The organism is Rhizobium lentis, assembly GCF_014200175.1.
GTDB classification, from domain to species: Bacteria; Pseudomonadota; Alphaproteobacteria; order Rhizobiales; family Rhizobiaceae; genus Rhizobium; species Rhizobium mulingense.
Genome location: NZ_JACHBD010000001.1, coordinates 1,027,486 through 1,049,497, shown reverse-complemented (window position 1 = coordinate 1,049,497; position 22,012 = coordinate 1,027,486). Strand labels below are relative to the sequence as shown.

Genomic DNA, 22,012 nt, shown 5'->3' with positions numbered 1-22,012 from the left:
CTCTACGCCCGAACCCGCAAGATCGCGCCCGCCGCAACGGCCAGCCAGCCAAGCATCATCGCACAGCCGCCGGTCGGGGCGGCATAGGGGAAGAGGCCGGAACCGGCAAAACGCAGCGAGACCAGGTCGCCGGCAAAGAGCAGCGTTCCGGCGATCATCAGAAAACCGGCCAGCCAGGCGGTTTTGAGCCTTGCGGTGCCGAGAGCCAATGCCAGCAGGGCAGGGGCGTGCGTCAGGCACATGGCGGATGCCGATGCGACCAGGTTGGCTTGCCCGCCGCCATGGGCGGCAAGAGCGGCAAGCGCGACGCCGGCCACGCCGAACAGGCCGGCAAAGAGATATAGCACCGGCTCCAGACGCGCGTTCAGGCTCATGGTTGTTCCTTGTTCTGCATGTGGTAGGCGAGGCGCTCGACCGGCGCCCAGATGAGATCGCGCAACGCCTGGCTTTCGATCGTCCCGTCGAGGGCGCGGCGGAAGCAGAGCAGCCATTCGTCGCGCTCGACAGGGCCGATCTCGGCGACGAAATGGCGGCTGCGCAGGCGCGGATGGCCGCGTTTGTCGGTATAGAGCGGCGGGCCGCCGAGATAACCGCTCATATATTCGTAGAATTTCTCTTCGCTCTCCTGAAGGCTCGGCGGGTGCACGGCGCGCACGTTGCTTGCCTCCGGCAGCCTATCCATCAGCTCATAGAAACGGCGCGTCAGCGCCCTGACGGCGGGATCGCCTCCGATCGCTTGATATAGAGTGGTGACCTTCTCCGTCACGAAACCATCCCAAATGTCTTTCCACGGCCCCTTCATGCACCGGGCGGAAAATGATCGCAACTGTATCAAGCTGCCGCGGCATTTCGCGCATAACGCCGGCGCCGAAGGGATTCCAACCGATTCTTCTTGACAAAACCGTCCGGACGGTATCTTTATATCGCATGTCGAACGCTCATCACCGCAAGAAACAACCGGCTCTCGTGCGCCAGCAATTGCTGGATGTCGCCGCACGTCTTGCCGCCAGCGAAGGCATGGCCGCGGTCACGCTCGATGCGGTGTCGGCCGCCTCCAGCGTCAGCAAGGGCGGGCTGCTGCACCATTTCCCGACGAAGAATGCGTTGCTCGATGCCCTGTTCGAGAGCCTGCTGGAAACATTCGACGGCGATATCGAGGAACTGATGCGGGGTGATCCGCTCCCGCAGGGCCGTTTCACCCGCGCTTATGTCATGGCAGTATCCGGTCTCAAGGACCGTCCCGACGATTCCAGAAACTGGACGCAGATAACGATCGCGCTGCTTGCCGAACCCCGGCTGCGTCTGCGCTGGCGCCAGTGGGTGCAGGCGCGGGCAGAGGAATATGTCGGCACCGACTCCTCGCTCGACGCCCAGATCGTGCGGTTTGCCGCCGACGGGCTTTGGTTCGCGGACACGCTGGAAAGCCACGATATCGACGGTGCCCTGAGGCGGGACCTCATCGGCCGCCTCGTCGAGCTGACCGGCAAGTAATCCGAAGGGAATTCGTCATGAGCCAGGCTGCCGTTTACGGGCTGCTTTTTGCCGCCATCGTGCTCGAAGTCATCGGCACCACCGCGCTGCAATTGTCGCAGCAGTTCACCCGCATCGGGCCAACGGTGCTCGTCGTCGCCTGTTATGCAGCGGCCTTCTATTGCCTGTCGCTGACGCTGAAGAGCATTCCCGTCGGCATTGCGTACGCGATTTGGAGCGCTTTGGGAATCGTGCTGATTTCCTCTGTGGGCCTCGTCTTCTTCAAGCAGCGCCTCGACCTGCCGGCGATCATCGGCTTGGGGCTGATCATATCCGGCGTCGTCGTCGTCAACCTGTTTTCGGAATCAGTTTCGCACTGATTTTGCTATGATATTTTAGATGCTTCCTCCGAGGTTCGCGCGACAAATTTTCCCCTTTGTCAAATTCCTGACAAAGGGCTATGTGTTGCTTGGACGTGGAGGAGATCGAGGCGCACCCAGCGCCTTTTTCCAAAGCGCTTTGAATTCTGCTTTCCCGCCTGCTCGATACTTCCAGCTTCCAGAGGAGCACATCATGGCCATACGCACCGTCGTCTGGGGAGAGAATATTCACGAGACCACCAATGAGATCGTTCGCGGCATCTATCCCGAGGGCATGCATACGACGATCGCCAATGCGCTGAATGCCGATCCCGCCATCTCGGCGACGACGGCGACGCTGCAGGAACCGGAACATGGCCTCAGCGAAGCCCGGCTTGCCGAAACCGATGTGCTGACCTGGTGGGGCCACAAGGATCACGGTGCGGTCTCCGACGTCGTCGTCGAACGCGTCGCCAAGCGCGTCTGGGAGGGTATGGGCCTGCTGGTGCTGCATTCCGGCCATTTCTCGAAGATATTCAAGCGGCTGATGGGCACGCCCTGTGCACTGAAATGGCGCGAGGCGGGCGAGCGCGAGCGGCTGTGGACGATCAATCCGCGCCATCCGATCGCCGCCGGCATCGGCGAGCATTTCGAGCTGGAGAACGAGGAAATGTACGGCGAGCAGTTCTCGGTGCCGGAGCCGCTGGAAACGGTGTTCATCTCCTGGTTCCAGGGCGGCGAAGTCTTCCGCTCGGGCCTGACCTGGCGCCGCGGCGCCGGCAACATCTTCTATTTCCGCCCCGGCCACGAGACCTATCCGACCTATCACGACGCCACTGTCCAGAACGTGCTGATCAACGGCGTCAAGTGGGCCTATAACCCTGAAGCGGCGTTGACCGGCATTACTGATGCTCCAAATGTGCCGGTAGAAAAGGCGCTGGAGCCGATCGTCGAACGCGGCCCGAGACTGCACCAGGCCGGCGAAGCCGGTTACCGCTGAGGAGCATTCATGCGACTACTCGTTCTTGGCACGGGTGTGATGGCGAAAAACCAGCTCACCCACTTCAGCAAAATCGACGGCGTAACGGTGGTCGGCGCCGTCGACACCGATCCCGACCGGCTTTCCGCCTTCGCCGACAAGTTTGGCATCGAAAAGCGGTTTCTGTCGCTCGACGAGGCGATCGCTTGGGGCGAATTCGATGCGGCGACGAACATCACGCCCGATCGGATCCATCACCCGACGACGCTGGCGCTGATCGCCGCCGGCAAACATGTGCTCTGCGAGAAGCCGCTGGCGGAAAACTATCCGAAGGCGCTGGAGATGACGGAAGCGGCCGAAAAGGCCGGCATCATCAACATGGTCAATCTCACCTATCGCAATGTCGCGCCACTGCAGCGCGCCCGCGAGATGGTGCTCGCCGGCGAACTCGGAACGATCAAACATGTCGAGGCATCCTATCTGCAGAGCTGGCTCGTCTCGCGCGCCTGGGGCGACTGGCGCACGGAGTCGACCTGGCTGTGGCGGCTTTCCACCGGCCATGGCTCGAACGGTGTACTCGGCGATGTCGGCATCCACATCCTCGATTTCGCCGCCTATGGCGCCGCGACCGACATCGATCATGTCTTTGCCCGGCTGAAGACCTTCAACAAGGCGCCGGGCGGCCAGATCGGCGAATATATGCTCGACGCCAATGACAGCTTCACCATGTCGGTCGATTTCGCCAACGGCGCGCTTGGCGTCATCCATGCCAGCCGTTGGGCGACGGGCCATCTGAATGAACTGAAGCTGCGCATCTACGGCGAGAAGGGCAGCCTCGAGGTCATTCATCGCCCCGGCGGTTCCGAATTGCGCGGCTGCCTCGGCGAGGATGCCGAGACCGCCACCTGGAGGGAGATCGAGGTGACGCCGGTGCCGACCAACTACCAGCGCTTCGCCGAGGCGGTAGCAAGCCGCATCCAGCCGGATCCCAATTTCCGCCACGCCGCCAACCTGCAGAAGGTTCTCGACCTCGCCATGGTCACCGAGCGTGAGCGGCGCGAGCTGAAGGTCTGATCCTGCGGGCGAGGCGGAGGGGCGGGGACAAGCCGTATGAAAAATCTTCTCACAAGCTGGCCGCTTTGGGCGCTTCTTTCCGCCTGCTTCGCAGCGCTCACCGCGATTTTCGCCAAGGTCGGCGTCGAAAATGTCAATTCGGACTTCGCAACCTTCATTCGCACCATCGTCATCCTGCTGGCGGCGGCAATCATGGTCTCCATATCAGGCAGCTGGCAGGAGCCGTCCTCGGTGTCGAGCAGGAGCTGGCTGTTCCTGGTGCTCTCCGGTCTTGCCACCGGCGCATCCTGGATTTGTTATTTCCGGGCCTTGAAGCTCGGCGATGCCGCCCGGGTGGCGCCGATCGACAAGCTGTCCGTCGTCTTCGTCTCAGTCTTTGCTGTGCTCTGTCTGGGTGAACGCCTGACGCTGCCGAACTGGCTCGGCGTCATCATGATTGCCGGAGGCGCCATACTCGTCGCCTACAGGGCTTGAACCGGCGCAGGCAAGGATGCGTTGGCGCAAGCAAACGAAAAGGCCCCGCCGAAGCGGGGCCGTAGGTAGCCGAGCCGCAGCAGGCGAACTTCGACGCTCTTATTATTCAATCACCTGCACCACGCGGTGGGTGCGGGGCTCGACGATCACACGGCGATCATTGACAACGGTATAGGCATATTTCGGGTTGTCAGGCACCGGAGTGACGACGACATCAGCCGGAAGCGGCTTGCCGACGACGATCGGTTGTTCGACGACCACGCGAGAGGTCGGGGCCGGCTGCTGTTCGACATAGGTGACGACCTCGCGCGGGGGCGGATCGATAACAGCGCCGGCAACACCGCCGGCCACGCCGCCAACGGCAGCACCCACGGGACCACCGACAATCGCGCCGGTGATAGCGCCACCGGCAGCACCGGTGACGGCTCCGTCAGCCAGAGCATTGGTGGCAAAAGACGACAGCGCAAGGGCGCTGGAGACAAGTAGAATCTTGTACATTTTGCTTCTCCTTTGCTGGGGTTGCGTCTCGTTAACGACGCCATCTATTCGATGTTCCCGCTGCAAAGAGTCACGCTTTGGAAAGCTGATTCACATTCTGTGAGGCCGCTGAAGCATTGACCGGACGTCGATTATTCCAGCCGCCGACGGAAGAGCCAGGCGGCGGCGCTGAGCGTGACGGTGGCGATCAGCGCCAGCGGGATCGTCTGGTTTATCACCTCGCTCAAGGGGATATCCTTGAGGAAAACGCCTTTGACGATCACCAGGAAATATCGCAGCGGATTGATGAAGGTTATCGGCTGCAGCCAGCCCGGCATGTTCTCGATCGGGGTCGCGAAACCGGAAAGCAGCATGGCCGGGACCATGAACAGGAAGGCGCCGAGGATCGCCTGCTGCTGCGTCATCGACAGCGCCGAGATGAACAGGCCAAGGCCGGCGACCGAGCCGAGATAGAAGATGGCGCTGCCGTAAAGCAGGAGGAGCGAACCGCGCAACGGCACCTCGAAGAGGAAAACGGCGGCCAGGATATAGACGGTGATGTGGAACAGGCCGATCATCATCGGCGGGATCAGCTTGCCGATCAGGATCTCGTGCAGGCGCAGCGGCGAGACCATCAGCTGATCGAAGGTGCCGAGCTCGCGCTCGCGGGCAATGGAGAGAGCGGTCACGATCAGGCCGATCAGAAGCGCGATGCTGGCGATCAGGTTCGGCACCATGAACCACTGGTAGGTGAGGTTGGGGTTGAACCAATTGCGGGGCATGGTCGAAACCATCGCGGGGCCGGCGCGCATGCCTGCCGGCGTCTCTGCGGCAAGGGCCGCGCTGATCTGCTGGAGGTAACCGGCGACGATCTGCGAGGCGTTGGAACGGCGGCCGTCGAGGATCACCTGCAGGTCGGCAGGCGCTCCCGCCTCGATATTGCGGGAGAAATCCGGGCCGATCTCGATTGCGGCGATGACAGCCTGGTTGTCGATCGCTACCTGAACTTCGGCCTGATCGGCGGCGATCTCGATGTGGCGGAAGGTCGGCGCGCCATCGATGCGTTCGATCAATTCCTGGCCCCAATGGCCGCTGTCGCGGTTCAAGATCATGACGTCGACATTGCGCACTTCGAGCGTGGCGGCATAGGAAAAGACCAGAAGCTGGACGATCGGCGGGCCGATCAGGATGGCGCGGCCCTTGGGATCGCGCAGCACGGCGAGCAGTTCCTTGACGATGAGGGCGTAGAGCCTTGTCCATCCCATCTCAGCCGATCCTCTTTCTGGTGCTGCGCGCCGCCAGCACGAACATGATGGCGCCGATTGCCAGCATGACGGCGATGGCTTGAACGAACATCGGCCAGATGTCGCCGGCGAGGAATACGGTCTGCAGGCTGGGGATCAGGTAACGCGCCGGCACGATGAAGGTGATCCACTGGATGATCTCAGGCATGGAATTGATCTCGAACAGGAAGCCCGACAGCAGGAAGGCCGGCAGGAAGGCGGAGATCAGCGCCAGCTGCGAGGCAAGGAACTGGTTCTTGGTGGCCGTCGAGATCAACAGGCCTTGCCCCAGAGCCGGGATCAGAAAGGCGGCCGACAGGGCGTAGAGTGCGGCGACGGAGCCGCGGAAGGGCACGCCGAAGAGAAAGACGGCAAGCAGCACGCAGAGCGTCATAGAGGTCAGGCCGAGCAGGAAATAGGGCAGGATCTTGCCGGCGAGCAGCTCGACGGCGGTCACCGGCGTCGCCATCATCGCCTCCATCGTGCCGCGCTCCCACTCGCGGGCGACGACCAGGGAGGTCAAAAGCGTGCCGACCAGCGTCATGACGATGGCGATCGAGCCCGGCACGAGGAAATTGCGGCTGGTCAGCTCCGGGTTGAACCAGAAGCGCTGCTCGACCGTGATGGCCGGCTTGGAGGTGGCGACATCCGCCTGCCTTTGTTGCTCCCAGTTGGCAACGGCGCCCTGGGCGTAATTCTGGACGAAGTTCGCGGTGTTCGGGTCGGAGCCGTCGACGATCACCTGGATGTCGGGCCGGTTTCCAGTGGTGTAGCGCGTGGTGAAATCGGCCGGGATGACGACGATGCCGCGCACCTTGCCGAGCACGAGGTCTTCCTCAAACAGGCGCCGGTCGCGGCCGATCGCCACATCGAAATAACGCGAGGCGCGGAAGCTGGCGGCGAGATCCTGCGTTAGCGGCGTCATCTCCTCGGTCACCAGGCCGATGCGGGTGCGGGTGGTATCGAGCGAGACGCCGTAGCCGAAGAGAAAGAGCAGGATCAGCGGCAGCACGAAGGCGATGAGGATGCTGCTCGGATCGCGGATTGCCTGAAAGCTTTCCTTGCGCACCAGGGCAAAAAGACGCCGAAGCCGACCGGAAGAGGGGCTCATGCGGGATCCTCCGCTTCCGATTGCTGCACGAGCGCGATGAAGGCATCCTCCATCGTCGGGTCCGGCTGCTCGCTGGTCGCGACGCGAGCCTTCAATTCATCGGGCGAGCCCAGCGCGATCGAGCGGCCGCGATAGATCAGCGAGATGCGATCGCAATATTCCGCCTCATCCATGAAATGGGTGGTGACGAGCACGGTGACGCCCTTTTCGACCAGCCCGTTGATATGGGTCCAGAACTCGCGGCGGGTGATCGGATCGACGCCTGAGGTCGGTTCGTCGAGGAAGAGGGCGCGCGGCTCGTGCATGACGGCGCAGGCCAGCGCCAGGCGCTGCTTCAAGCCGAGTGGTAGATCCTTGGCGGGCTCGCGGCCATGGCGGCCGAAATCGAAAATATCGGCCATCAGTTGGATGCGTTCGCGCTTCCGCTGGCCGCGAAGGCCATAGACGCCGGCGAAAAATTCGAGGTTCTGCGTGACCGTCAGATCGCCGTAGAGCGAGAATTTCTGCGCCATGTAGCCGAGCTGGTTGCGGGCTTCGGCGGCATCGCGGCGCAGATCGAAACCGGCGACGCGGCCTTCGCCGCCGGTCGGCTTCAACAGGCCGCAGAGCATCTTGAAGGTGGTGGATTTGCCGGCGCCGTTCGGGCCGAGCAGGCCGAAGATCTCGCCGCGGCGGATATCGAAGCTGATATTTTCGGCGGCGGTGAAGTCGCCGAAGCGCTTGGTCAGGCCCCTGGCCTCGATCACCGGCCGGTCGCCCTCAGCGGTGAGCGGCGCCTGCGCTTCGGCCAGCCTGGAGCGGCCGCCGGGGCCGCCGCCCAGCATGTCGACGAAGGCATCCTCGAAGCGGGGCGTGGTAGGAGCAAGCGATGCGCCGTCGCCGGCCTTGCCGATATCGGGCGTCTTGTCCTTGGCCGCCACCAGGCGGATCGCCTCGCCCTGGATCACGCCGTCGACGACGCCATCGGCCTGCAGCAGTTCGGCAAGCACCTGCCGTCGGCGTCCCGTGACACCGGAGACCCTGAAGACCCGGTCGTCGACGCGCTCGGTCATCTCCGTGGGTTTTCCCGAAAAGAGCAGCTTGCCCTGGTTCAGGAGCAGCACGTGGTCGCAGGCCTCCGCCTCGTCCAGATAGGCGGTCGACCAGAGAACGCCGATGCCCTCTTTCGTCAGGTTCTCGACCATCTTCCAGAGGTCGCGGCGCGAGATCGGGTCGACGCCGACGCCCGGCTCGTCGAGCAGCAGCAGGCGCGGCTTTTTCAGAAGCGCGCAGGCAAGGCCGAGCTTCTGCTTCATGCCGCCGGAGAGTTTGCCGGCCAGCCGGCCGGTGAAGCGTTTGAGATCGGTAAAGCTCAGCAATTCGTCGAACGTGCTCGCGCGTTCGCTCTTCGGCAGGCCGCGCAGATCGGCGTAGAGATCGAGATTTTCCTGCACTGAGAGGTCTTCATAGAGACCGAAGCGCTGCGGCATGTAGCCGATCGCCGCCTGGATGCCGGCTGCATTATTTCTGGTGTCGAAGCCGAGAACTTCTACGATCCCCGTGTCCGGCAGCATCAGGCCGGTCATCAGGCGGATCAGCGTCGTCTTGCCGGCGCCGTCAGGGCCGACGAGGCCGGTGATCGCGCCGCGGGCGATCGTGCCGGAAACGGCATCGAGCGCAGGGGGCGCATCGCCGAAGCGTTTGGTGACGGCGTCGATCCGGACGAGCGGCTTGTCGTTCCAACCGGTCTGGGGGGCGGTGTCGGCGGTGGTCATCGTCCGCCTGCCGCAGGCGTTGAAAGGCGGACGGTGACCGGCATGCCCTGGCGCAGATCCAGGCCGGGCTTGTCGATGACGATCCTCAGGCGATAGACTAGGTCGGTCCTGAGTTCCGGCGTTTCCACCGATTTTGGGGTAAATTCGGCCACAGGCGAGATGAAGCCGATCGTGCCCTCGTAAGGTTTGTCGGGCGCCGTATCGGAGGCGACGGATACCTTCATGCCGGGGTGGATGCGGCCGAGATCGGGCTCCGCGACGTAGCTGCGCACCCAGACCGGCTCGGTCAGCGACAGCACGAAGACGGTATCGGCCGGCGAGACGATCGCGCCATTTTCCCGCACACGCGAGAGGATGACACCGTCGTTCGGGGCGCGGAGATCGGTATCCTCCAGCGAGGTGCGGGCCGAGGCCAGCGTTGCCTCGGCTGCCTTCAGTTGCGCGTCGGCGGCGGCGATATCCTCGCTGCGCGAGCCTTCCTGCAAAAGCTTCAGCGCTTCCCTGGCGGACTGGGAGCGGGCGGCGGCCATGGCCTTTGCGGCGGTCGCCTGATCAAGGCTCGCCTCGGAAATGGTGCCCTGCGGGCGAAGCTGGCGGGCGCGGTCATAGGCGAGGTTGGCATTCTGCAGATCGGCGAGGCTTTCGTCATAGGCGGCGCGTGCCTGGGCAATCTCGGTCGGCCGTGGGCCCGCCTTCAGCTTGTCGAGCGTGGCGCGAAGCGCGGCCGCATTGGCCTCCGCCGAACGGACGGCAAGTTCATTGGGCGTGGCGTCGAGCTTTGCCAGAACCGTTCCGCTCTTGACGACATCGCCCTCGTCGACGCGGAGTTCGGAGATGCGCCCGCTGACACGGAAGCCGAGTGATACCTGGCGGATGTCGACATTGCCGTAGAGGACGAATTCGCGGCGGGTCTCGGGGAGCCAGCCGAACTTTTCCGGCAGGCCGTACCACCAGGCGGCGGCGCCTGCCGCGATGAGGAGAATGATGGCCAGCGGAAGAATGCGTTTCATGCCGCACCTCCTTTCGACGGGCCGATGACATCGACCAGCTCGGCGGCGAGCCCGCGCAATATTTGCACCTGCTCCGGGCCGACCGCGTCCCATTCCATCTGGCTGAGCACAGCCGCATGAGTGACGCGAAAGACGAGGATGCTGCCGAGAAGACTGAAGGTGCGCAGGCGCACATGTTCCGAGCCGGGGTCCTCGTCAAGAATGGCGGCGATCAGCCGCCGGCCGATCTCGATCATCGGCCGCATGATGCCTTGGTAGACCCTCGTGAAGGCTTCTGTCGGCTCCATCTGCTCGCGGATCAGAAAGCGCGCCCAGGATTCGGATTCCTTGCCGACGAAAAGCGTCACCATGGTCTGGAGAACGTCCGTCAGGAAGCGCCGGGCTTCGGCTTCGCCGAGCGGTTTGCCGGCAGCATCCAGGGCCAGCAGATGCGCGCCGATGCGCGCCCTCATGTCGCCGACATGGGTGTCGATGCGGGCCATCAGATATTCGGCGGTGGCGATATAGAGGCCTTCCTTGCTGCCGAAATAATAGGGGATGGCCTGCAGGTTGACGCCGGCCGCCTCGGTCAGCTGGCGGGTCGAGGCGCCGTCGAAGCCGTAGCGGCCGAAGACGTCGAGGGCGGCGGAAAGCATCTTCTGCCGCGCGACATCGGCGCGTGCTGAGGCTGGTGGTAGATTGGCCTTTTCCTTGCTCATGACGATTCTGTAACATGGCTGGAAAAATAAGTCAATCGATTGATTAATTTCGATGTGGAGACTTTCGCGCCGCGGTCCCAACGGGCGGAGATGATCGATTTCGCATTCGGTGATCCACGGCAACGCAGATAAGCAAGGCAAAGAGGCCCGCGGGAACCCTCTTAGGGTTCTCGGGGTGAGAAGGGGAACCAAGCCTCGGTCTGGCTGCCAACAGGGAAGCGATGCGACTATCGCTAATTTTCACGACACTGATATGTCTGGCGTCGGCCGGTTGCAAAACAGGCACCTGCCGCTTTCCGTTGCTTGCCCGGCCATGTTTTGACACAAAACCGCCTTGGTCTGTCCGTATCGCCGGTTCGATGCGTATTCAGATCTATATTATCGCGCTCCTGCTGAGCGCCATTATGTGGTCGATCTCGTTCGACGCGGCGCGAGAATCCTATCACGCTGCCCAGAGTGCGGGATTGATGCCCAATTTGCATATCAACAAGAAGCTGGATCGCATTCTCTAGACTGCGGGCCAGCGTTCACATCATTGGCATTGCGCGTTTGGTCGAGGCGTATCGGCCGGCGGATGTGTTTGCCATGTACGCGGGCGCTTCTCGGTCCTTAGATCCGAGAAAAATGCGCGGCGCCGGAGAAAGTCAAATTTCGTAAAATTTGACCGATCCGCTTAAAAGCACTGCAAATCCTGGCGTGTAGAGTGATCTCATGAAAGCGGCCGAGGCGTGGACAGACGCGTCGATCGTTTGGAGCCTGGCGGAGTGAAAACCCGCCGATCCGCAAATGGGGACTCGACATGCATAGAACGCTTGCCGCCATCGCCTTGACTTTGACCGCCACGGCTGCCGCCGGGCCGGCCTTCGCCATCGGCCCCGCCAGCCTTGCACGCGACCTGATGTACACCTCCGCCATCGGCCATTCGCCCGAGGTTCCGCTGACGACACGCGCCGGATTCGTACGGCCGGGTGTTCCCTTCGTGCTGCGCGATCCGGCAGCGGTCGAAGGCGAAGGCTACCAGTTCAGGACCTATGCACAGAAGCTGACCGTCGCCGTCGACCATATGTTTTCGAAGGCCGTCGAGGCGGTGCAGGCGGCCGCGCTTCTCCGTTGAAGCCTGTCGCGGACTTGAGATTGAACTGCGTCAGGCGTCAAGTTCGCTGCGCGCGTCGAGATACCAGTCGACGAAAGCCTTGACACCGACGTCCAAGGTCGTATCCGGCTTGTAGCCGGTTAGGGCGACGAGCAGGTCGGGGGCAGCGAAAGTGCGCGGCACGTCGCCCTTCTGCATCGCCAGCATCAGCCGTATTGCAGGCCGGCCGAGCGTCTTTTCCACCGTCTCGACGAAATCCATCAGACTGACCGGCTGGCCGCCGCCGATATTGACGACGCGGAAGGGCGCCTGGCGCGAAAGCGTTTCGACCGCCGCGTCGTCGAGGCGATTTTCCTCGCCGGGCGCAATGGCCGACAACCTGACGACTGCTTCGACGAGATCATCGATATAGGTGAAATCGCGGCTCATATTGCCTTCGCCGTAGATCTCGATCGGTTGGCCCTCAAGCATGTTCTTGGCGAATTTGAACAGCGCCATATCGGGCCGGCCCCATGGGCCATAGACGGTGAAGAAGCGGAAGGCCGTTGTCGGAATCTTGTGAAGATGGGCATAGCTGTGCGCCATCAGCTCCATCGATTTTTTCGTCGCGGCGTAAATGGTCAGCGGCTCGTCGGCGCGATCGGTCTCGCGGAAGGGAACGGTCGCATTGGCGCCATAGATCGATGACGTTGAGGCCAGCATCAGATGGCGGACTTCGACCCGCCGGGCGATTTCCATGATATTCCACGAGCCTTCGACGTTCGAATGTATATAGGCTTCGGGATTTTCCAGGCTGTAGCGTACGCCGGCCTGTGCGGCGAGGTGAATCAGGATGTCGGGCTTGGCCGCGAGGACAGCCGCCTCCAGCGCCGGCCGGTCCTCGAGCATCGCGATGACTGGTTTGAAGGCCGGAAACTGGGAGAGGGCCGCATGGCGCATCTCCTTGAGCTTGACGTTGTAATAGGGCGTGAGGCCGTCGAAGCCCGTTACCTCATGCCCCTCCTGGAGCAGGCGCCTGGCCAGATGAAAACCGATGAAACCGGCCGTCCCTGTAATGAAGTAGCGCATTCCCACCTTTTCTTGGCCCCCGCCGACGGCAAAGAGCCGATTCCGTATCACGTGACCCCCCTTACAAGATAAGAAGAGGCCGAGTCGATAGGTCTTGGGGGAGAAGGCTGCGACACCTATGCCGCTTGCACGGGCATCGGCGCGGCCTGCTTGGCGGATGCCATCGATATTGCTCATCTGCGGGGATGGGCGCCCGATCGTTATGTTGCATTGCAACATGCTGGCCTGCATGTTATGCCCGCCCACACGTCGGCAAGCGAAATCAGGATCGATGCGAGATATAATCTATTGGATTCTTTGCGCATTTTTGACCTTTGCCATTGCCATCGTGTCGCTGCGCTATGTCACGAACTTCTGGCTGCTGTCCTTTGTCTACAGCTTTCAGATCCATCTCGGGGTCATCTTTGTTGCCGCCAGTCTCGTCATTCTGGCAGTCAAAAGGCAGATATACGGGTTGGTTCTTCTGCTCGCCTCGCTTTTTCTCACTGCTCACGGTTTCGTCATGCTGCGCGAATTTGCGCAGGATGATCAGCAGACGGGTGCCACGCCGCTTTTCCGTCTGATGTCGTTCAACATCGCGATCGACAACTGGAAAAACTCGACGGCTCTTGCCGATATGGTGATCGCTTCGGACGCCGATGTCGTCAATTTGCTCGAAGCCAAGCCGCTGACATTTCATCTGCAGCGATTGTTCAAGGCCTATCCCTATCATATCGGCTGCGACAACGGCAAAGATAGCTGTGATACGCTGGTCCTGTCCAAACGGCCGTTCGTGATGCGGCAGGTCGCAAGCATCGGCAGTCTCAGGAAAGACAGGCTGGTCGTCTCAAGCGTCGACTTCGGCGGCCAAGCCATCAGTCTCGTGTCGGCGCATCTGTCCAAGCCCTATTACGACGACTACCAGATGGGCGAACTGGATGACCTCGGCAAGGCGCTCGGTTCGATTTCCGGCCCTCTGGTGCTGTCCGGCGACTTCAATTCGTCGGCGATCGCACCCAGTATCCAGGGTCTTCTCCGCGAACAGAAACTGAAGACGCTTGCACCTGAACCGGCGACATGGCCGATTGCAGCCGGCGCCTTCGGGATCGCCATCGACCACATATTCGCGCGGGCGCCGCTTCACCTGATCTCGCTCAAACGTCTCGACGACAATCTCGGCTCGAACCATTCCGGTTTGATCGCAGAATTCGCGCTCGACCAGGAAACTTCACCGGCGAGGTAACGCCTGCGGCAAGTCAGAATCTCGTTCGGCCGCCTTTGCGGTCGATCATCTGGAAGGTCTTGCCGTCGGTCTTCACGCTGACGCAATCCTTCGACTTGTTGGGAAACAGAACGCAGACCTGGCCGTTGTCTATCTTGTAGCCATTCTTGTTGCCCTCGCGATATTCGTAGCCATTGCTGCTTTCTTTCAGTTCCGACGTGCCGGGCAGGTGCTGGCGAATTTCGGTCTCGCTTGCAGCGCGCATATTCGCTGGCTGGGCGAACGCCATGGCCGGCAGCATCAGTGAAAGAAATCCGGCGAGGGCGGGCAGGATACGCATCAGGGAATATCTCCGGTCATGTCTGTCGGCGCCTTCATTCTACGAGAACCCCGAGAGGAAATTCAACAGCAATGCAGATCGCGACGGAACCGGCGGCGGGTTGCCTCGAGCCCGCCAGCCGTTCCGAAAGCCGCTCTACGTTCTACCGAACTCGTCGACGATGCGGATGATGTCATCCTCGCCAAGATAGGATCCGGTCTGTACCTCGATGAGTTCGAGGACGATCTTGCCGGGGTTGGCGAGACGATGGACCTCGCCGAGCGGAATGTAGACGCTTTCGTTCTCGCGCAGCATCCGTACATTCTCACCAACCGTCACTTCGGCCGTTCCCTTGACGACGACCCAATGTTCGGAGCGGTGATGGTGTTTTTGCAGCGAAAGCTTCTTGCCCGGCGTGACGAAGATGCGCTTCACCTGAAAGCGATCGCCGTTGAAGATGGAGGTATAGCCGCCCCACGGGCGGTAGGACGTCGGATGCGTTTCGGTGAACTTCGCTGTCGCCGATGTGGAGGCCAGCATCTTGACCAATTGTCCAACATTCTGGCTGTCCTTGAGCGGTCCGACGTAGACGGCGTCCTCGCTGGCGATGACGGCGACATCCTCCATGCCCTGGACGGCAAGATGCACGCCATGGGTCATGACCAGCGAATTGCGGGTGTTGACCACGGTCGTGTTCGCGGCAGCGACATTGCCGTTATCGTCGCGTTTTCCCGATTTCCACACGGCATCCCAGCTTCCCATGTCCGACCACCGGAACGGCGAGGGGACGACGGCGGCCTTCGAGGTCTTTTCCATGATCGCATAATCGATCGAGATATCCGGGCTCTTGGCGAAATGATCGGCATCGAGGCGGGTGAAGTCGAGGTCGCGGCTTGCCTTGGAAACAGCCTTGCTTGCGGCTTTGAGCACCTCGGGCGCATGTTCCTGCAGTTCGGCAAGAAGCTCCGTCACCGGGAACATGAAGATGCCCGAATTCCAGTAGAAGCCGCCATCGGCGAGCATCCGCTGGGCTTCCTGCAATGCCGGCTTCTCGACGAAGCGGCTCACCTTATGAGCGCCGTTCTCCAGCGCATCGCCGATCTCGATATAGCCGTAACCTGTGGCCGGTTCGGTCGGATTGATGCCGAATGTGACGAGCCTGCCGTCGGCCGCCGCCTCGCGGGCGATGCGAATACAATCGAAATAGCTCTTGTCGGCGAGGATCTCGTGATCCGAGGCGAGCATCTGGATGATGGCATTCTTGCCGAACAGGTCGGCGGCCAGCGTCGCTGCGGCAGCGACCGCTGCCGCAGTATTGCGGGCGACCGGTTCGAGCAGGACGGCGGCGAGCGGACGGGCGAGCTCACGCGCCTGCTCGGCGACAAGAAAGCGGAACTCTTCATTGGTGACGACGATCGGGGCTTCGTAGAGCTCGGGATCCGAAACGCGTTCAAGCGTCTCCTGAAACAGCGTTTTGTCGCCGACGAACTGAATGAATTGTTTCGGCGCGGTAGCGCGGGAAAGCGGCCAGAGCCGCGTGCCTTTGCCACCGGCCATGATCACGGGAACGATTTTCTGCGTCATAGGCGTGTTCCTTGAAATAAACGGCTTATTCGTTGCACGTTAGCGGGCGGCTGCCCAGCCTCTTATTCTGTCGAGCCCGCTGTGCAGCAGGTGGAGGGCGGCGGATTCGCTCCCGGCTTCGACGTAGCAGCGCATTTCCGGCGCATTGCCGGACGGGCGGAAGTGGATGATCCCGCCATCCCTCAGTGTCACCCGAAGCCCATCGATATCGGATTTTGTCGCTACCGCGCCGATCGGCTGTAGGAAAGAGGCAAGGTTTTCATCCGAGGCGCGCAGATATTCCATCAATGCCGCACTCGTCTCGACGGGGAAATTCTCCAGACGATCGGCGGCGGCGAACGGCAACTTATAGGAGGCGGCAATGACAGAAAGCGGCTGGCTGCGAGCGGCCGCCAGCGACAGGATTGCGAGCATGGGAATAAAACAGTCACGTGTCGGCAATGCGCGCAGTTTTCGGCCGTTGATCTCGAAAGTGGTTGCCGTCAGCAAGCCGCCATTGGCTTCAAAGCCCATGACGCGATCGTCGCCGGCGGCCACCGCCTCTTCCATGCCTGATATGACGAAGGGCGAACCGACACGCGTGCGCCTGACGGTGAAAGTGCCGGCGGACTCGATGCCGGAATTGGAGGTCACGGGCGTCACCACCGTGCGGGCTCGCAAGAAGTTGGCGGCCACAAGGCCGAGAAGGTCGCCGCGCAACGGTGTGCCGGTTTCATCGGCAACCAGGGGCCGGTCGCCGTCGCCGTCGGTCGAAACGATTGCATCGAATTTGTGCTCGGAGACCCAGCGCCTCATCAGCGCGATCGGCTCGTCGGAAACGGCTTCGGTGTCGACCGGTATGAAACTCTCCGAGCGGCCGAGGGCGATGATCTCGGCACCGTAATGGGCGAGAACGTCGATCAGGAGGTCGCGAGCGACCGTGCTGTGCTGGTAAACGCCGATCTTCAGCCCGGAGAGCGCACCTTGCGGAAGTAGAGCCGTATTGCGTTCGAAAAACAGCTGCCGGCAAATCGCCTCATGATCTTCCATCTTGGCCGGCGCCTCGATGAGCGCTTTGCCGCTTCGTTCGATCTCGGCTGCCTGTGCGGTGATCGCCGCCTCGTCCGTTTTGTCGATCTCGCCATCAGGGCGATAGAATTTTATGCCGTTGCGGTCTGCGGGGATATGCGAGCCCGTGACCATCAGGCAGGCGGCCTTGCTTTCGAGGCCATAAAGGGCGAGGGCCGGCGTCGGCACATTGCCGCAGTCGAAGACACGGAATCCGAGTGCCGTCAGCGCACCGGCGCAGTTTGCCGAGATTTCAGGGCTGGAATCGCGAAAGTCGCGTCCGATCAGAATGATGTCGCCGGCCCGTGCCTTGCCGGTCTCCAGCAGATATTTGCCGAATGCGGTGGCGTAGAGGGCGGAGGCGCGTCCTTTGAGATCGACTGAAAGTCCGCGAAGGCCGCTCGTGCCGAATTTCATGTGAAGACAAGCTCCGATTGTCACGATCAAAGTTCTACTCAGCTCGCCAGCCGGCGTAAATACCGAAGCGGGCTTATAGTTAAACACGGGCGGTGAAGAACCAACAAGGTTTGCGCTCACCGCCAGGTTTCGATGGGGCGGAGCCGCCGCGAGACCGACGAGCATTGCGGCGTCGGCCTATTTTGTTAGAACTGTATGTCCATTGTTTCGTCCTATTCGAAGGTTTGCCGATGAGCGATACATCCGTCAGTCTCGACGAGAGCTGGAAGTCCGCCCTCGAGGGGGAATTTTCAAGCCCCTACATGCAGCAGCTCAAATCTTTCCTGGTCGCGCAGAAGCAGGTCGGAAAACGGATATTTCCCAAAGGTAGCGAGTATTTCCGAGCTCTCGACCTGACACCGATCGCCAACGTCAAGGCCGTCATCCTCGGTCAGGATCCGTATCACGGGCTAGGGCAGGCACATGGATTATGTTTCAGCGTCCGGCCCGGCGTGCGCATACCCCCCTCGCTCGTCAATATCTACAAGGAGATGGAGACGGATCTCGGTATAGCGCCAGCGCGTCACGGTTTTCTAGAGCACTGGGCACGGCAGGGCGTGCTCCTGCTGAACAGCGTGCTGACAGTCGAGGAGGGGCAGGCGGCTGCCCATCAGGGCAAGGGTTGGGAACGCTTCACCGATGCCGTCATCCGCAAGGTCAACGACGAATGCGAATCCGTCGTCTTCATGCTCTGGGGTTCTTATGCGCAGCGCAAGGCCGCCTTTGTCGATACGGCGCGGCATATGGTGCTCAAAGCGCCGCATCCGTCGCCGCTTTCGGCCCACAATGGCTTTTTTGGCTGCAAGCATTTTTCCAAGGCAAATGCCTTCCTGCAGTCCCGCGGGCGCGCGCCGATCGACTGGCAGTTGCCGGTCGATCCCCATAAGTCCTGAAGTGAACACACATGGATCTGTGTTCACAAAAAGGAGACAATGCGTTTTGGTCTGCACGTCTATTCCGGAGGCCTGACCGAGCGCATTTATGATCCATCGAAAGCCCGCAAGCGGCGGGCGAGAAAGGGGTCTCACATGCTCGATCAAATCAAGGGTTTGCACCACGTCACGTCGATGGCGGAGGACGCCCGCACCAACAATCAGTTCTTCACCCATGCGCTCGGACTTCGTCGCGTGAAGAAAACGGTGAATTTCGACGCTCCGGATGTCTATCATCTCTATTATGGTGATGAGACCGGTGCGCCCGGCACGATCATGACCTATTTCCCCTTCCCGAAGATGGCACAGGGCCGGCCCGGCACCGGTGAAGTGGGTACGACCGTGTTTTCGGTTCCGCAAGGTTCGCTCGGCTTCTGGAACGATCGCTTTGCCGCACTCGGCGTCGGCGGCCTGAAGACCGATGAAAGCTTCGGCGAAAAGCGGTTGAACTTCTCCGGTCCCGATGGCGACGGTTTTGCGCTCGTCGAGGTCAGGGACGATGGCCGCCAGCCGTGGACGCATGGCGGCATCAGCGAGGATTATGCCATTCGCGGCTTTCACTCCGTCGCCATGCGGCTGCGGGATGACGGCGCCACGGCCGAACTGCTGAAGTTCATGGGCTATGAAGTCGCCGAGGAAAGGGACGGGGTCAAACGGCTGATCATGCCTGACGGCAACGGTGCGCATCTCATCGATCTCGAGACGATGCCGAATATTGCCCGCGCGCTTCCCGGCGCCGGCTCCGTCCACCATGTCGCCTTCTCGGTCGAAAACCGCGAAAAGCAGCTCGAAGTGCGCAAGACGCTGATGGACACCGGCTATCAGGTGACCCCGGTGATCGACCGCGATTATTTCTGGGCGATCTATTTCCGTACGCCGGGTGGCGTTCTGTTCGAGGTTGCGACCAATGAACCCGGCTTCGACCGCGACGAGGATACGGCTCATCTCGGCGAAGCTCTGAAGCTGCCGCAGCAGCACGCCCATCTTCGAGCGCTGCTTGAACAGCATCTGCAGCCGCTGGAAGCGTAAGGAGGGCGACATGACGGAAACCGGATATGTGCACCTGCTGCATGCCGGCGCACCTGGCAAACCAATTCTGATCGTGTTGCATGGCACCGGCGGCGACGAAAACCAGCTGTTTGATTTCGGCCGACAGCTGCTGCCGGAAGCGACGGTTCTTGCTCCGCGCGGCGATGTTTCCGAATATGGTGCTGCGCGGTTCTTCCGGCGCAGCGGTGAAGGGGTCTACGACATGGCCGACCTTTCACGGGCGACGGAGAAGATGGCCGCCTATGTCAAAGCATTCGCTGACGAGTACCAGGCTTCCCGTATTTTCGGCTTGGGCTTTTCGAACGGCGCCAATATTCTTGCCAATGTGCTGATCGAGAAGGGTATCTTCGACCTGGCGGTGCTGATGCACCCGCTCATTCCGTTTCAACCGGAAGCCCATTCGACGCTTGCGGGAAGAAAGGTGCTGGTGACGGCCGGACGGCGGGATCCGATCGCCCCGATGGCCGCGACCGAAGCATTGTCGCAACACCTGAAAGGCCGCGGCGCCGAGGTCGGCACGGTCTGGCATCCCGGTGGTCATGAGATCGCGCCGCTCGAAATCGATGCAGTTCGCGATTTCTTCAGCGGCTATTGATCGATTGCGCCAACCGGCGACGGCCGAATTGCGGGGCCGGTGAAAACCGGTCCCGCATCTTGGTTCATACGACGACTTGGCATCGCCAACAGAGATGCCACCAAAAGTGCTCTAGCTCTTTCATTGAGAACAGGATTCAGATGTTAGGCCAACGGGCCTGAAATCATCCTGTTTTACGAACGAGGAGGATATTTGCCCCTGATTGCCTTCATATAAAAATCCCCAGGTGACTCCGCCATCGTCAAGCCGACGACGACGCCTTTAGGAACCCCTTCATATTCTCGCCTCTGACCGTTGGTCAGATAGACCCGCAGATGCCGGCTGTCTTCGTCGTAGGCAATCGCCTCGATAAGTTTCGAATCAACCGCAGTTTCCACTTTGCACCCCGCAGTTTTGGATCTGAGATTCTTGATCAAGAATGGCATTCGCGCTCGCAACGCACCATCTTTATGCGGTGCCGCAAGGTCGTCAAGCGCGATCTGCTTTAACGTTCATTTTTTCTTGGCGTCTCTCGTTTTAGTTGATTAATACAGCTTTTTCGAAGGCCCGGCCTGTGGAAAATTGGCAGTCTCCGGTTCTTCCAGGTACGGAAATATTGAACGATGCAGCTGAGTTTTGAAGAATCTGGTAAAAACGCAAGCTTAACCATCCGTTAACAAGAATATATTAAGACACGTTGAAATATTAATCGAAACATCTTCTCGATTATGTATTAATACGACGTGCCCTTGTTCGTGGGAGCCGTTTTGCTGTGCCCGCCGAGCGGCGTGAGGTGCCCTAACCACGTGCCGCCGACAACCGACCGGCAGGCGAGATTCCTCGCATTTTCGTCGATCCATTGCGACGCGAAAATCGTTCAAGCGCTTGGCGCCCAGATGGTGACCGCGCAGGAGACTCTTGCGCTTTCCATCGGGCGCGACGAGGATGGGCGATCGTCATTGCCCGATGTGCTGGACGCGCAGCATTCGGCCTCAATAAGCCAGGCGAGCTGGCGCGGGCGGTTCAGCGAAAGGGCGATGGGTCCGTCGTTTTGAATGTGGCAGTAGGTTCCGGCTACAATGGCGACGGTCGCGATCAGGCCAACTTCTTATGATCACTAAACTTCGTGCCGTTGCGGCGATGGGTGAGAAATGGATCAGTTCCGACAGCCCGCCACACGGCCGGGTTTCATAAATGGGTTACATGTTTAACTATCTCGTCCCGTGGCGACAACAGATACCGATACTGACTGGCAGCCATAGAAAGCGCGCTCGGTTGACATTTGCCGAAGGCGATTTCGCAGCGGTCTATGCGATGAGCGATGTCCACGGATGTTATAGCGAACTCGTCGAGGCGCATCGCCGCATCGAAGCGGATGCCGAGCGCATTCCGGGGCCGAAACTCATTCTCCTGCTCGGCGATTATATCGATCGCGGGCCGGATTCGAGCGCGGTGCTGGAATTCCTGAGCAAGCCGCCGCCGCCGGGATTTCAGCGTCTCGCCCTGTGCGGCAATCACGATGCGGAGCTGGTGAAGCTCTATCGCAAACCGACACGCCTTCTTGAATGGCTTGGTTTTGCCGGGACGGAGACGCTGAATTCATACGGCATCGACATCGAGCATCTACTGCAATCGGCGGCTGGAAACGAAATGATCGCCCGCGTCATTCACAACATGATACCGGAGCGGCATATCCAATTCCTGGAATCGCTGCCGATCATGCTGCAGATGGGAAGGGTCGTCTTTGTCCACGCGGGCATCAGACCTGGCATCGATCTCAAGAGACAAAAGGACAGTGACCTTATGTGGATCCGCCAGCCCTTTCTGAACGAAGGGCCGCAGCTTCCTTTCCTCGTGATTCATGGACACACCCCGGCGCGAATTCCGACCTTCGGTCCGCAACGCATCGGGATCGACACCGCGGTTTCGGCGACGGGCCGCCTGACCGTGCTGACGATCAAAGGGACGCGGGTCGGACTCCTGTAGAACAGGAGTCCGG

At 61.0% G+C, this 22,012-nt stretch carries 24 protein-coding genes; 11 read left to right on the top strand and 13 right to left on the bottom strand.

The window, feature by feature from the left end:
- Nucleotides 1–2 precede the first annotated feature (2 nt).
- A complete protein-coding gene (locus tag GGI60_RS05065; RefSeq protein ID WP_183912062.1) occupies nt 3–374 on the bottom strand; it encodes a DUF423 domain-containing protein in 372 nt (123 codons plus the stop codon).
- Nucleotides 371–766 (bottom strand): group II truncated hemoglobin, encoded by a 396-nt coding sequence (locus GGI60_RS05060; RefSeq protein WP_183912065.1) that lies wholly within the window; start codon nt 764–766, stop codon nt 371–373. Before GGI60_RS05060 ends, GGI60_RS05065 begins: the two co-directional genes overlap by 4 nt.
- A 161-nt stretch (nt 767–927) precedes the next feature.
- Between GGI60_RS05060 and GGI60_RS05055 the strand changes: the two genes are divergently transcribed.
- From GGI60_RS05055 to GGI60_RS05035, 5 genes are all read left to right on the top strand, one after another.
- Nucleotides 928–1,491: a TetR/AcrR family transcriptional regulator gene (locus GGI60_RS05055; protein WP_183912067.1), complete on the top strand. Its 564-nt coding sequence runs from the start codon at nt 928–930 to the stop codon at nt 1,489–1,491.
- A gap of 17 nt (nt 1,492–1,508) precedes the next feature.
- Nucleotides 1,509–1,850 (top strand): SMR family transporter, encoded by a 342-nt coding sequence (locus GGI60_RS05050; protein WP_183912069.1) that lies wholly within the window; start codon nt 1,509–1,511, stop codon nt 1,848–1,850.
- A gap of 193 nt (nt 1,851–2,043) precedes the next feature.
- Nucleotides 2,044–2,829, top strand: a complete 786-nt coding sequence (locus GGI60_RS05045; RefSeq protein WP_183912071.1) for a ThuA domain-containing protein — start codon at nt 2,044–2,046, stop codon at nt 2,827–2,829.
- A 9-nt stretch (nt 2,830–2,838) separates the two neighbouring features.
- Entirely contained in the window at nt 2,839–3,882 is a 1,044-nt protein-coding gene (locus GGI60_RS05040) for a Gfo/Idh/MocA family protein (protein WP_097578201.1), read from the top strand.
- A 36-nt stretch (nt 3,883–3,918) separates the two neighbouring features.
- Nucleotides 3,919–4,356, top strand: coding sequence for an EamA family transporter (locus tag GGI60_RS05035; RefSeq protein ID WP_183912073.1), 438 nt, complete (start codon nt 3,919–3,921; stop codon nt 4,354–4,356).
- Nucleotides 4,357–4,458: 102 nt separating this feature from the next.
- On the opposite strand, the gene GGI60_RS05030 is transcribed toward GGI60_RS05035, so the two are convergent.
- The 6 genes from GGI60_RS05030 to GGI60_RS05005 all read right to left on the bottom strand — a co-directional run bounded on the left by GGI60_RS05030 (nt 4,459) and on the right by GGI60_RS05005 (nt 10,689).
- Nucleotides 4,459–4,854, bottom strand: coding sequence for a DUF1236 domain-containing protein (locus tag GGI60_RS05030; RefSeq protein ID WP_097665115.1), 396 nt, complete (start codon nt 4,852–4,854; stop codon nt 4,459–4,461).
- Between the two features lie 131 nt (nt 4,855–4,985).
- Entirely contained in the window at nt 4,986–6,098 is a 1,113-nt protein-coding gene (locus GGI60_RS05025) for an ABC transporter permease (protein ID WP_183912075.1), read from the bottom strand.
- Between the two features lies 1 nt (nt 6,099).
- Nucleotides 6,100–7,227 (bottom strand): ABC transporter permease, encoded by a 1,128-nt coding sequence (locus GGI60_RS05020; protein ID WP_183912077.1) that lies wholly within the window; start codon nt 7,225–7,227, stop codon nt 6,100–6,102.
- Complete coding sequence (locus tag GGI60_RS05015; protein WP_183912079.1) at nt 7,224–8,981, bottom strand: ATP-binding cassette domain-containing protein; 1,758 nt, start codon at nt 8,979–8,981, stop codon at nt 7,224–7,226. The genes GGI60_RS05020 and GGI60_RS05015 overlap by 4 nt, the downstream gene beginning before the upstream one ends.
- Nucleotides 8,978–9,991, bottom strand: coding sequence for a secretion protein HlyD (hlyD, locus tag GGI60_RS05010; protein ID WP_183912081.1), 1,014 nt, complete (start codon nt 9,989–9,991; stop codon nt 8,978–8,980). The genes GGI60_RS05015 and hlyD overlap by 4 nt, the downstream gene beginning before the upstream one ends.
- Complete coding sequence (locus tag GGI60_RS05005) at nt 9,988–10,689, bottom strand: CerR family C-terminal domain-containing protein (RefSeq protein ID WP_183912083.1); 702 nt, start codon at nt 10,687–10,689, stop codon at nt 9,988–9,990. The genes hlyD and GGI60_RS05005 overlap by 4 nt, the downstream gene beginning before the upstream one ends.
- Nucleotides 10,690–11,488: 799 nt before the next feature.
- Between GGI60_RS05005 and GGI60_RS05000 the strand changes: the two genes are divergently transcribed.
- A complete protein-coding gene (locus tag GGI60_RS05000; RefSeq protein WP_183912085.1) occupies nt 11,489–11,803 on the top strand; it encodes a hypothetical protein in 315 nt (104 codons plus the stop codon).
- Between the two features lie 30 nt (nt 11,804–11,833).
- Here GGI60_RS05000 and GGI60_RS04995 read toward each other — a convergent pair whose 3' ends face one another.
- Nucleotides 11,834–12,850 carry an NAD-dependent epimerase/dehydratase family protein gene (locus GGI60_RS04995; protein WP_183912087.1) on the bottom strand — a complete coding sequence of 339 codons (1,017 nt, stop codon included), beginning with the start codon at nt 12,848–12,850 and terminating at the stop codon, nt 11,834–11,836.
- A 271-nt stretch (nt 12,851–13,121) separates the two neighbouring features.
- Here GGI60_RS04995 and GGI60_RS04990 point away from each other — a divergent pair, with 271 nt between their 5' ends.
- Nucleotides 13,122–14,072 (top strand): endonuclease/exonuclease/phosphatase family protein, encoded by a 951-nt coding sequence (locus tag GGI60_RS04990; RefSeq protein WP_183912089.1) that lies wholly within the window; start codon nt 13,122–13,124, stop codon nt 14,070–14,072.
- A gap of 13 nt (nt 14,073–14,085) precedes the next feature.
- Here GGI60_RS04990 and GGI60_RS04985 read toward each other — a convergent pair whose 3' ends face one another.
- The 3 genes from GGI60_RS04985 to GGI60_RS04975 form a co-directional block, all read right to left on the bottom strand.
- Nucleotides 14,086–14,391, bottom strand: a complete 306-nt coding sequence (locus tag GGI60_RS04985; protein WP_183912091.1) for a hypothetical protein — start codon at nt 14,389–14,391, stop codon at nt 14,086–14,088.
- Between the two features lie 135 nt (nt 14,392–14,526).
- The gene (locus tag GGI60_RS04980) at nt 14,527–15,954 is read right to left on the bottom strand and encodes a mannose-1-phosphate guanylyltransferase/mannose-6-phosphate isomerase (RefSeq protein ID WP_176539245.1); all 1,428 of its coding nucleotides are present in this window, start codon (nt 15,952–15,954) and stop codon (nt 14,527–14,529) included.
- A 39-nt stretch (nt 15,955–15,993) separates the two neighbouring features.
- Complete coding sequence (locus GGI60_RS04975) at nt 15,994–17,418, bottom strand: phosphomannomutase (RefSeq protein WP_183912093.1); 1,425 nt, start codon at nt 17,416–17,418, stop codon at nt 15,994–15,996.
- A 230-nt stretch (nt 17,419–17,648) separates the two neighbouring features.
- Here GGI60_RS04975 and ung point away from each other — a divergent pair, with 230 nt between their 5' ends.
- The 3 genes from ung to GGI60_RS04960 all read left to right on the top strand — a co-directional run bounded on the left by ung (nt 17,649) and on the right by GGI60_RS04960 (nt 20,034).
- The gene (ung, locus tag GGI60_RS04970; protein WP_183912095.1) at nt 17,649–18,350 is read left to right on the top strand and encodes a uracil-DNA glycosylase; all 702 of its coding nucleotides are present in this window, start codon (nt 17,649–17,651) and stop codon (nt 18,348–18,350) included.
- 135 nt (nt 18,351–18,485) lie between these two features.
- Nucleotides 18,486–19,418 carry a VOC family protein gene (locus GGI60_RS04965; protein ID WP_183912097.1) on the top strand — a complete coding sequence of 311 codons (933 nt, stop codon included), beginning with the start codon at nt 18,486–18,488 and terminating at the stop codon, nt 19,416–19,418.
- A 10-nt stretch (nt 19,419–19,428) separates the two neighbouring features.
- Nucleotides 19,429–20,034, top strand: a complete 606-nt coding sequence (locus GGI60_RS04960; protein ID WP_183912099.1) for an alpha/beta hydrolase — start codon at nt 19,429–19,431, stop codon at nt 20,032–20,034.
- A 173-nt stretch (nt 20,035–20,207) separates the two neighbouring features.
- On the opposite strand, the gene GGI60_RS04955 is transcribed toward GGI60_RS04960, so the two are convergent.
- Nucleotides 20,208–20,459 carry a KTSC domain-containing protein gene (locus GGI60_RS04955; RefSeq protein WP_409527247.1) on the bottom strand — a complete coding sequence of 84 codons (252 nt, stop codon included), beginning with the start codon at nt 20,457–20,459 and terminating at the stop codon, nt 20,208–20,210.
- Nucleotides 20,460–21,207: 748 nt separating this feature from the next.
- On the opposite strand from GGI60_RS04955, the gene GGI60_RS04950 reads away from it, so the two are divergent.
- The gene (locus GGI60_RS04950; protein WP_183912103.1) at nt 21,208–21,999 is read left to right on the top strand and encodes a metallophosphoesterase; all 792 of its coding nucleotides are present in this window, start codon (nt 21,208–21,210) and stop codon (nt 21,997–21,999) included.
- The last annotated feature ends 13 nt before the right edge of the window (nt 22,000–22,012 follow it).

Coding starts and splice junctions, on each gene's coding strand:
- GGI60_RS05065 (WP_183912062.1), bottom strand. CDS start 374: ATGAGCCTGAACGCGCGTCTGGAGCCGGTGCTATATCTCTTTGCCGGC.
- GGI60_RS05055 (WP_183912067.1), top strand. CDS start 928: ATGTCGAACGCTCATCACCGCAAGAAACAACCGGCTCTCGTGCGCCAG.
- GGI60_RS05050 (WP_183912069.1), top strand. CDS start 1,509: ATGAGCCAGGCTGCCGTTTACGGGCTGCTTTTTGCCGCCATCGTGCTC.
- GGI60_RS05045 (WP_183912071.1), top strand. CDS start 2,044: ATGGCCATACGCACCGTCGTCTGGGGAGAGAATATTCACGAGACCACC.
- GGI60_RS05040 (WP_097578201.1), top strand. CDS start 2,839: ATGCGACTACTCGTTCTTGGCACGGGTGTGATGGCGAAAAACCAGCTC.
- GGI60_RS05035 (WP_183912073.1), top strand. CDS start 3,919: ATGAAAAATCTTCTCACAAGCTGGCCGCTTTGGGCGCTTCTTTCCGCC.
- GGI60_RS05030 (WP_097665115.1), bottom strand. CDS start 4,854: ATGTACAAGATTCTACTTGTCTCCAGCGCCCTTGCGCTGTCGTCTTTT.
- GGI60_RS05025 (WP_183912075.1), bottom strand. CDS start 6,098: ATGGGATGGACAAGGCTCTACGCCCTCATCGTCAAGGAACTGCTCGCC.
- GGI60_RS05020 (WP_183912077.1), bottom strand. CDS start 7,227: ATGAGCCCCTCTTCCGGTCGGCTTCGGCGTCTTTTTGCCCTGGTGCGC.
- GGI60_RS05015 (WP_183912079.1), bottom strand. CDS start 8,981: ATGACCACCGCCGACACCGCCCCCCAGACCGGTTGGAACGACAAGCCG.
- hlyD (WP_183912081.1), bottom strand. CDS start 9,991: ATGAAACGCATTCTTCCGCTGGCCATCATTCTCCTCATCGCGGCAGGC.
- GGI60_RS05005 (WP_183912083.1), bottom strand. CDS start 10,689: ATGAGCAAGGAAAAGGCCAATCTACCACCAGCCTCAGCACGCGCCGAT.
- GGI60_RS05000 (WP_183912085.1), top strand. CDS start 11,489: ATGCATAGAACGCTTGCCGCCATCGCCTTGACTTTGACCGCCACGGCT.
- GGI60_RS04995 (WP_183912087.1), bottom strand. CDS start 12,850: ATGCGCTACTTCATTACAGGGACGGCCGGTTTCATCGGTTTTCATCTG.
- GGI60_RS04990 (WP_183912089.1), top strand. CDS start 13,122: ATGCGAGATATAATCTATTGGATTCTTTGCGCATTTTTGACCTTTGCC.
- GGI60_RS04985 (WP_183912091.1), bottom strand. CDS start 14,391: ATGCGTATCCTGCCCGCCCTCGCCGGATTTCTTTCACTGATGCTGCCG.
- GGI60_RS04980 (WP_176539245.1), bottom strand. CDS start 15,954: ATGACGCAGAAAATCGTTCCCGTGATCATGGCCGGTGGCAAAGGCACG.
- GGI60_RS04975 (WP_183912093.1), bottom strand. CDS start 17,418: ATGAAATTCGGCACGAGCGGCCTTCGCGGACTTTCAGTCGATCTCAAA.
- ung (WP_183912095.1), top strand. CDS start 17,649: ATGAGCGATACATCCGTCAGTCTCGACGAGAGCTGGAAGTCCGCCCTC.
- GGI60_RS04965 (WP_183912097.1), top strand. CDS start 18,486: ATGCTCGATCAAATCAAGGGTTTGCACCACGTCACGTCGATGGCGGAG.
- GGI60_RS04960 (WP_183912099.1), top strand. CDS start 19,429: ATGACGGAAACCGGATATGTGCACCTGCTGCATGCCGGCGCACCTGGC.
- GGI60_RS04955 (WP_409527247.1), bottom strand. CDS start 20,459: ATGCCATTCTTGATCAAGAATCTCAGATCCAAAACTGCGGGGTGCAAA.
- GGI60_RS04950 (WP_183912103.1), top strand. CDS start 21,208: ATGGGTTACATGTTTAACTATCTCGTCCCGTGGCGACAACAGATACCG.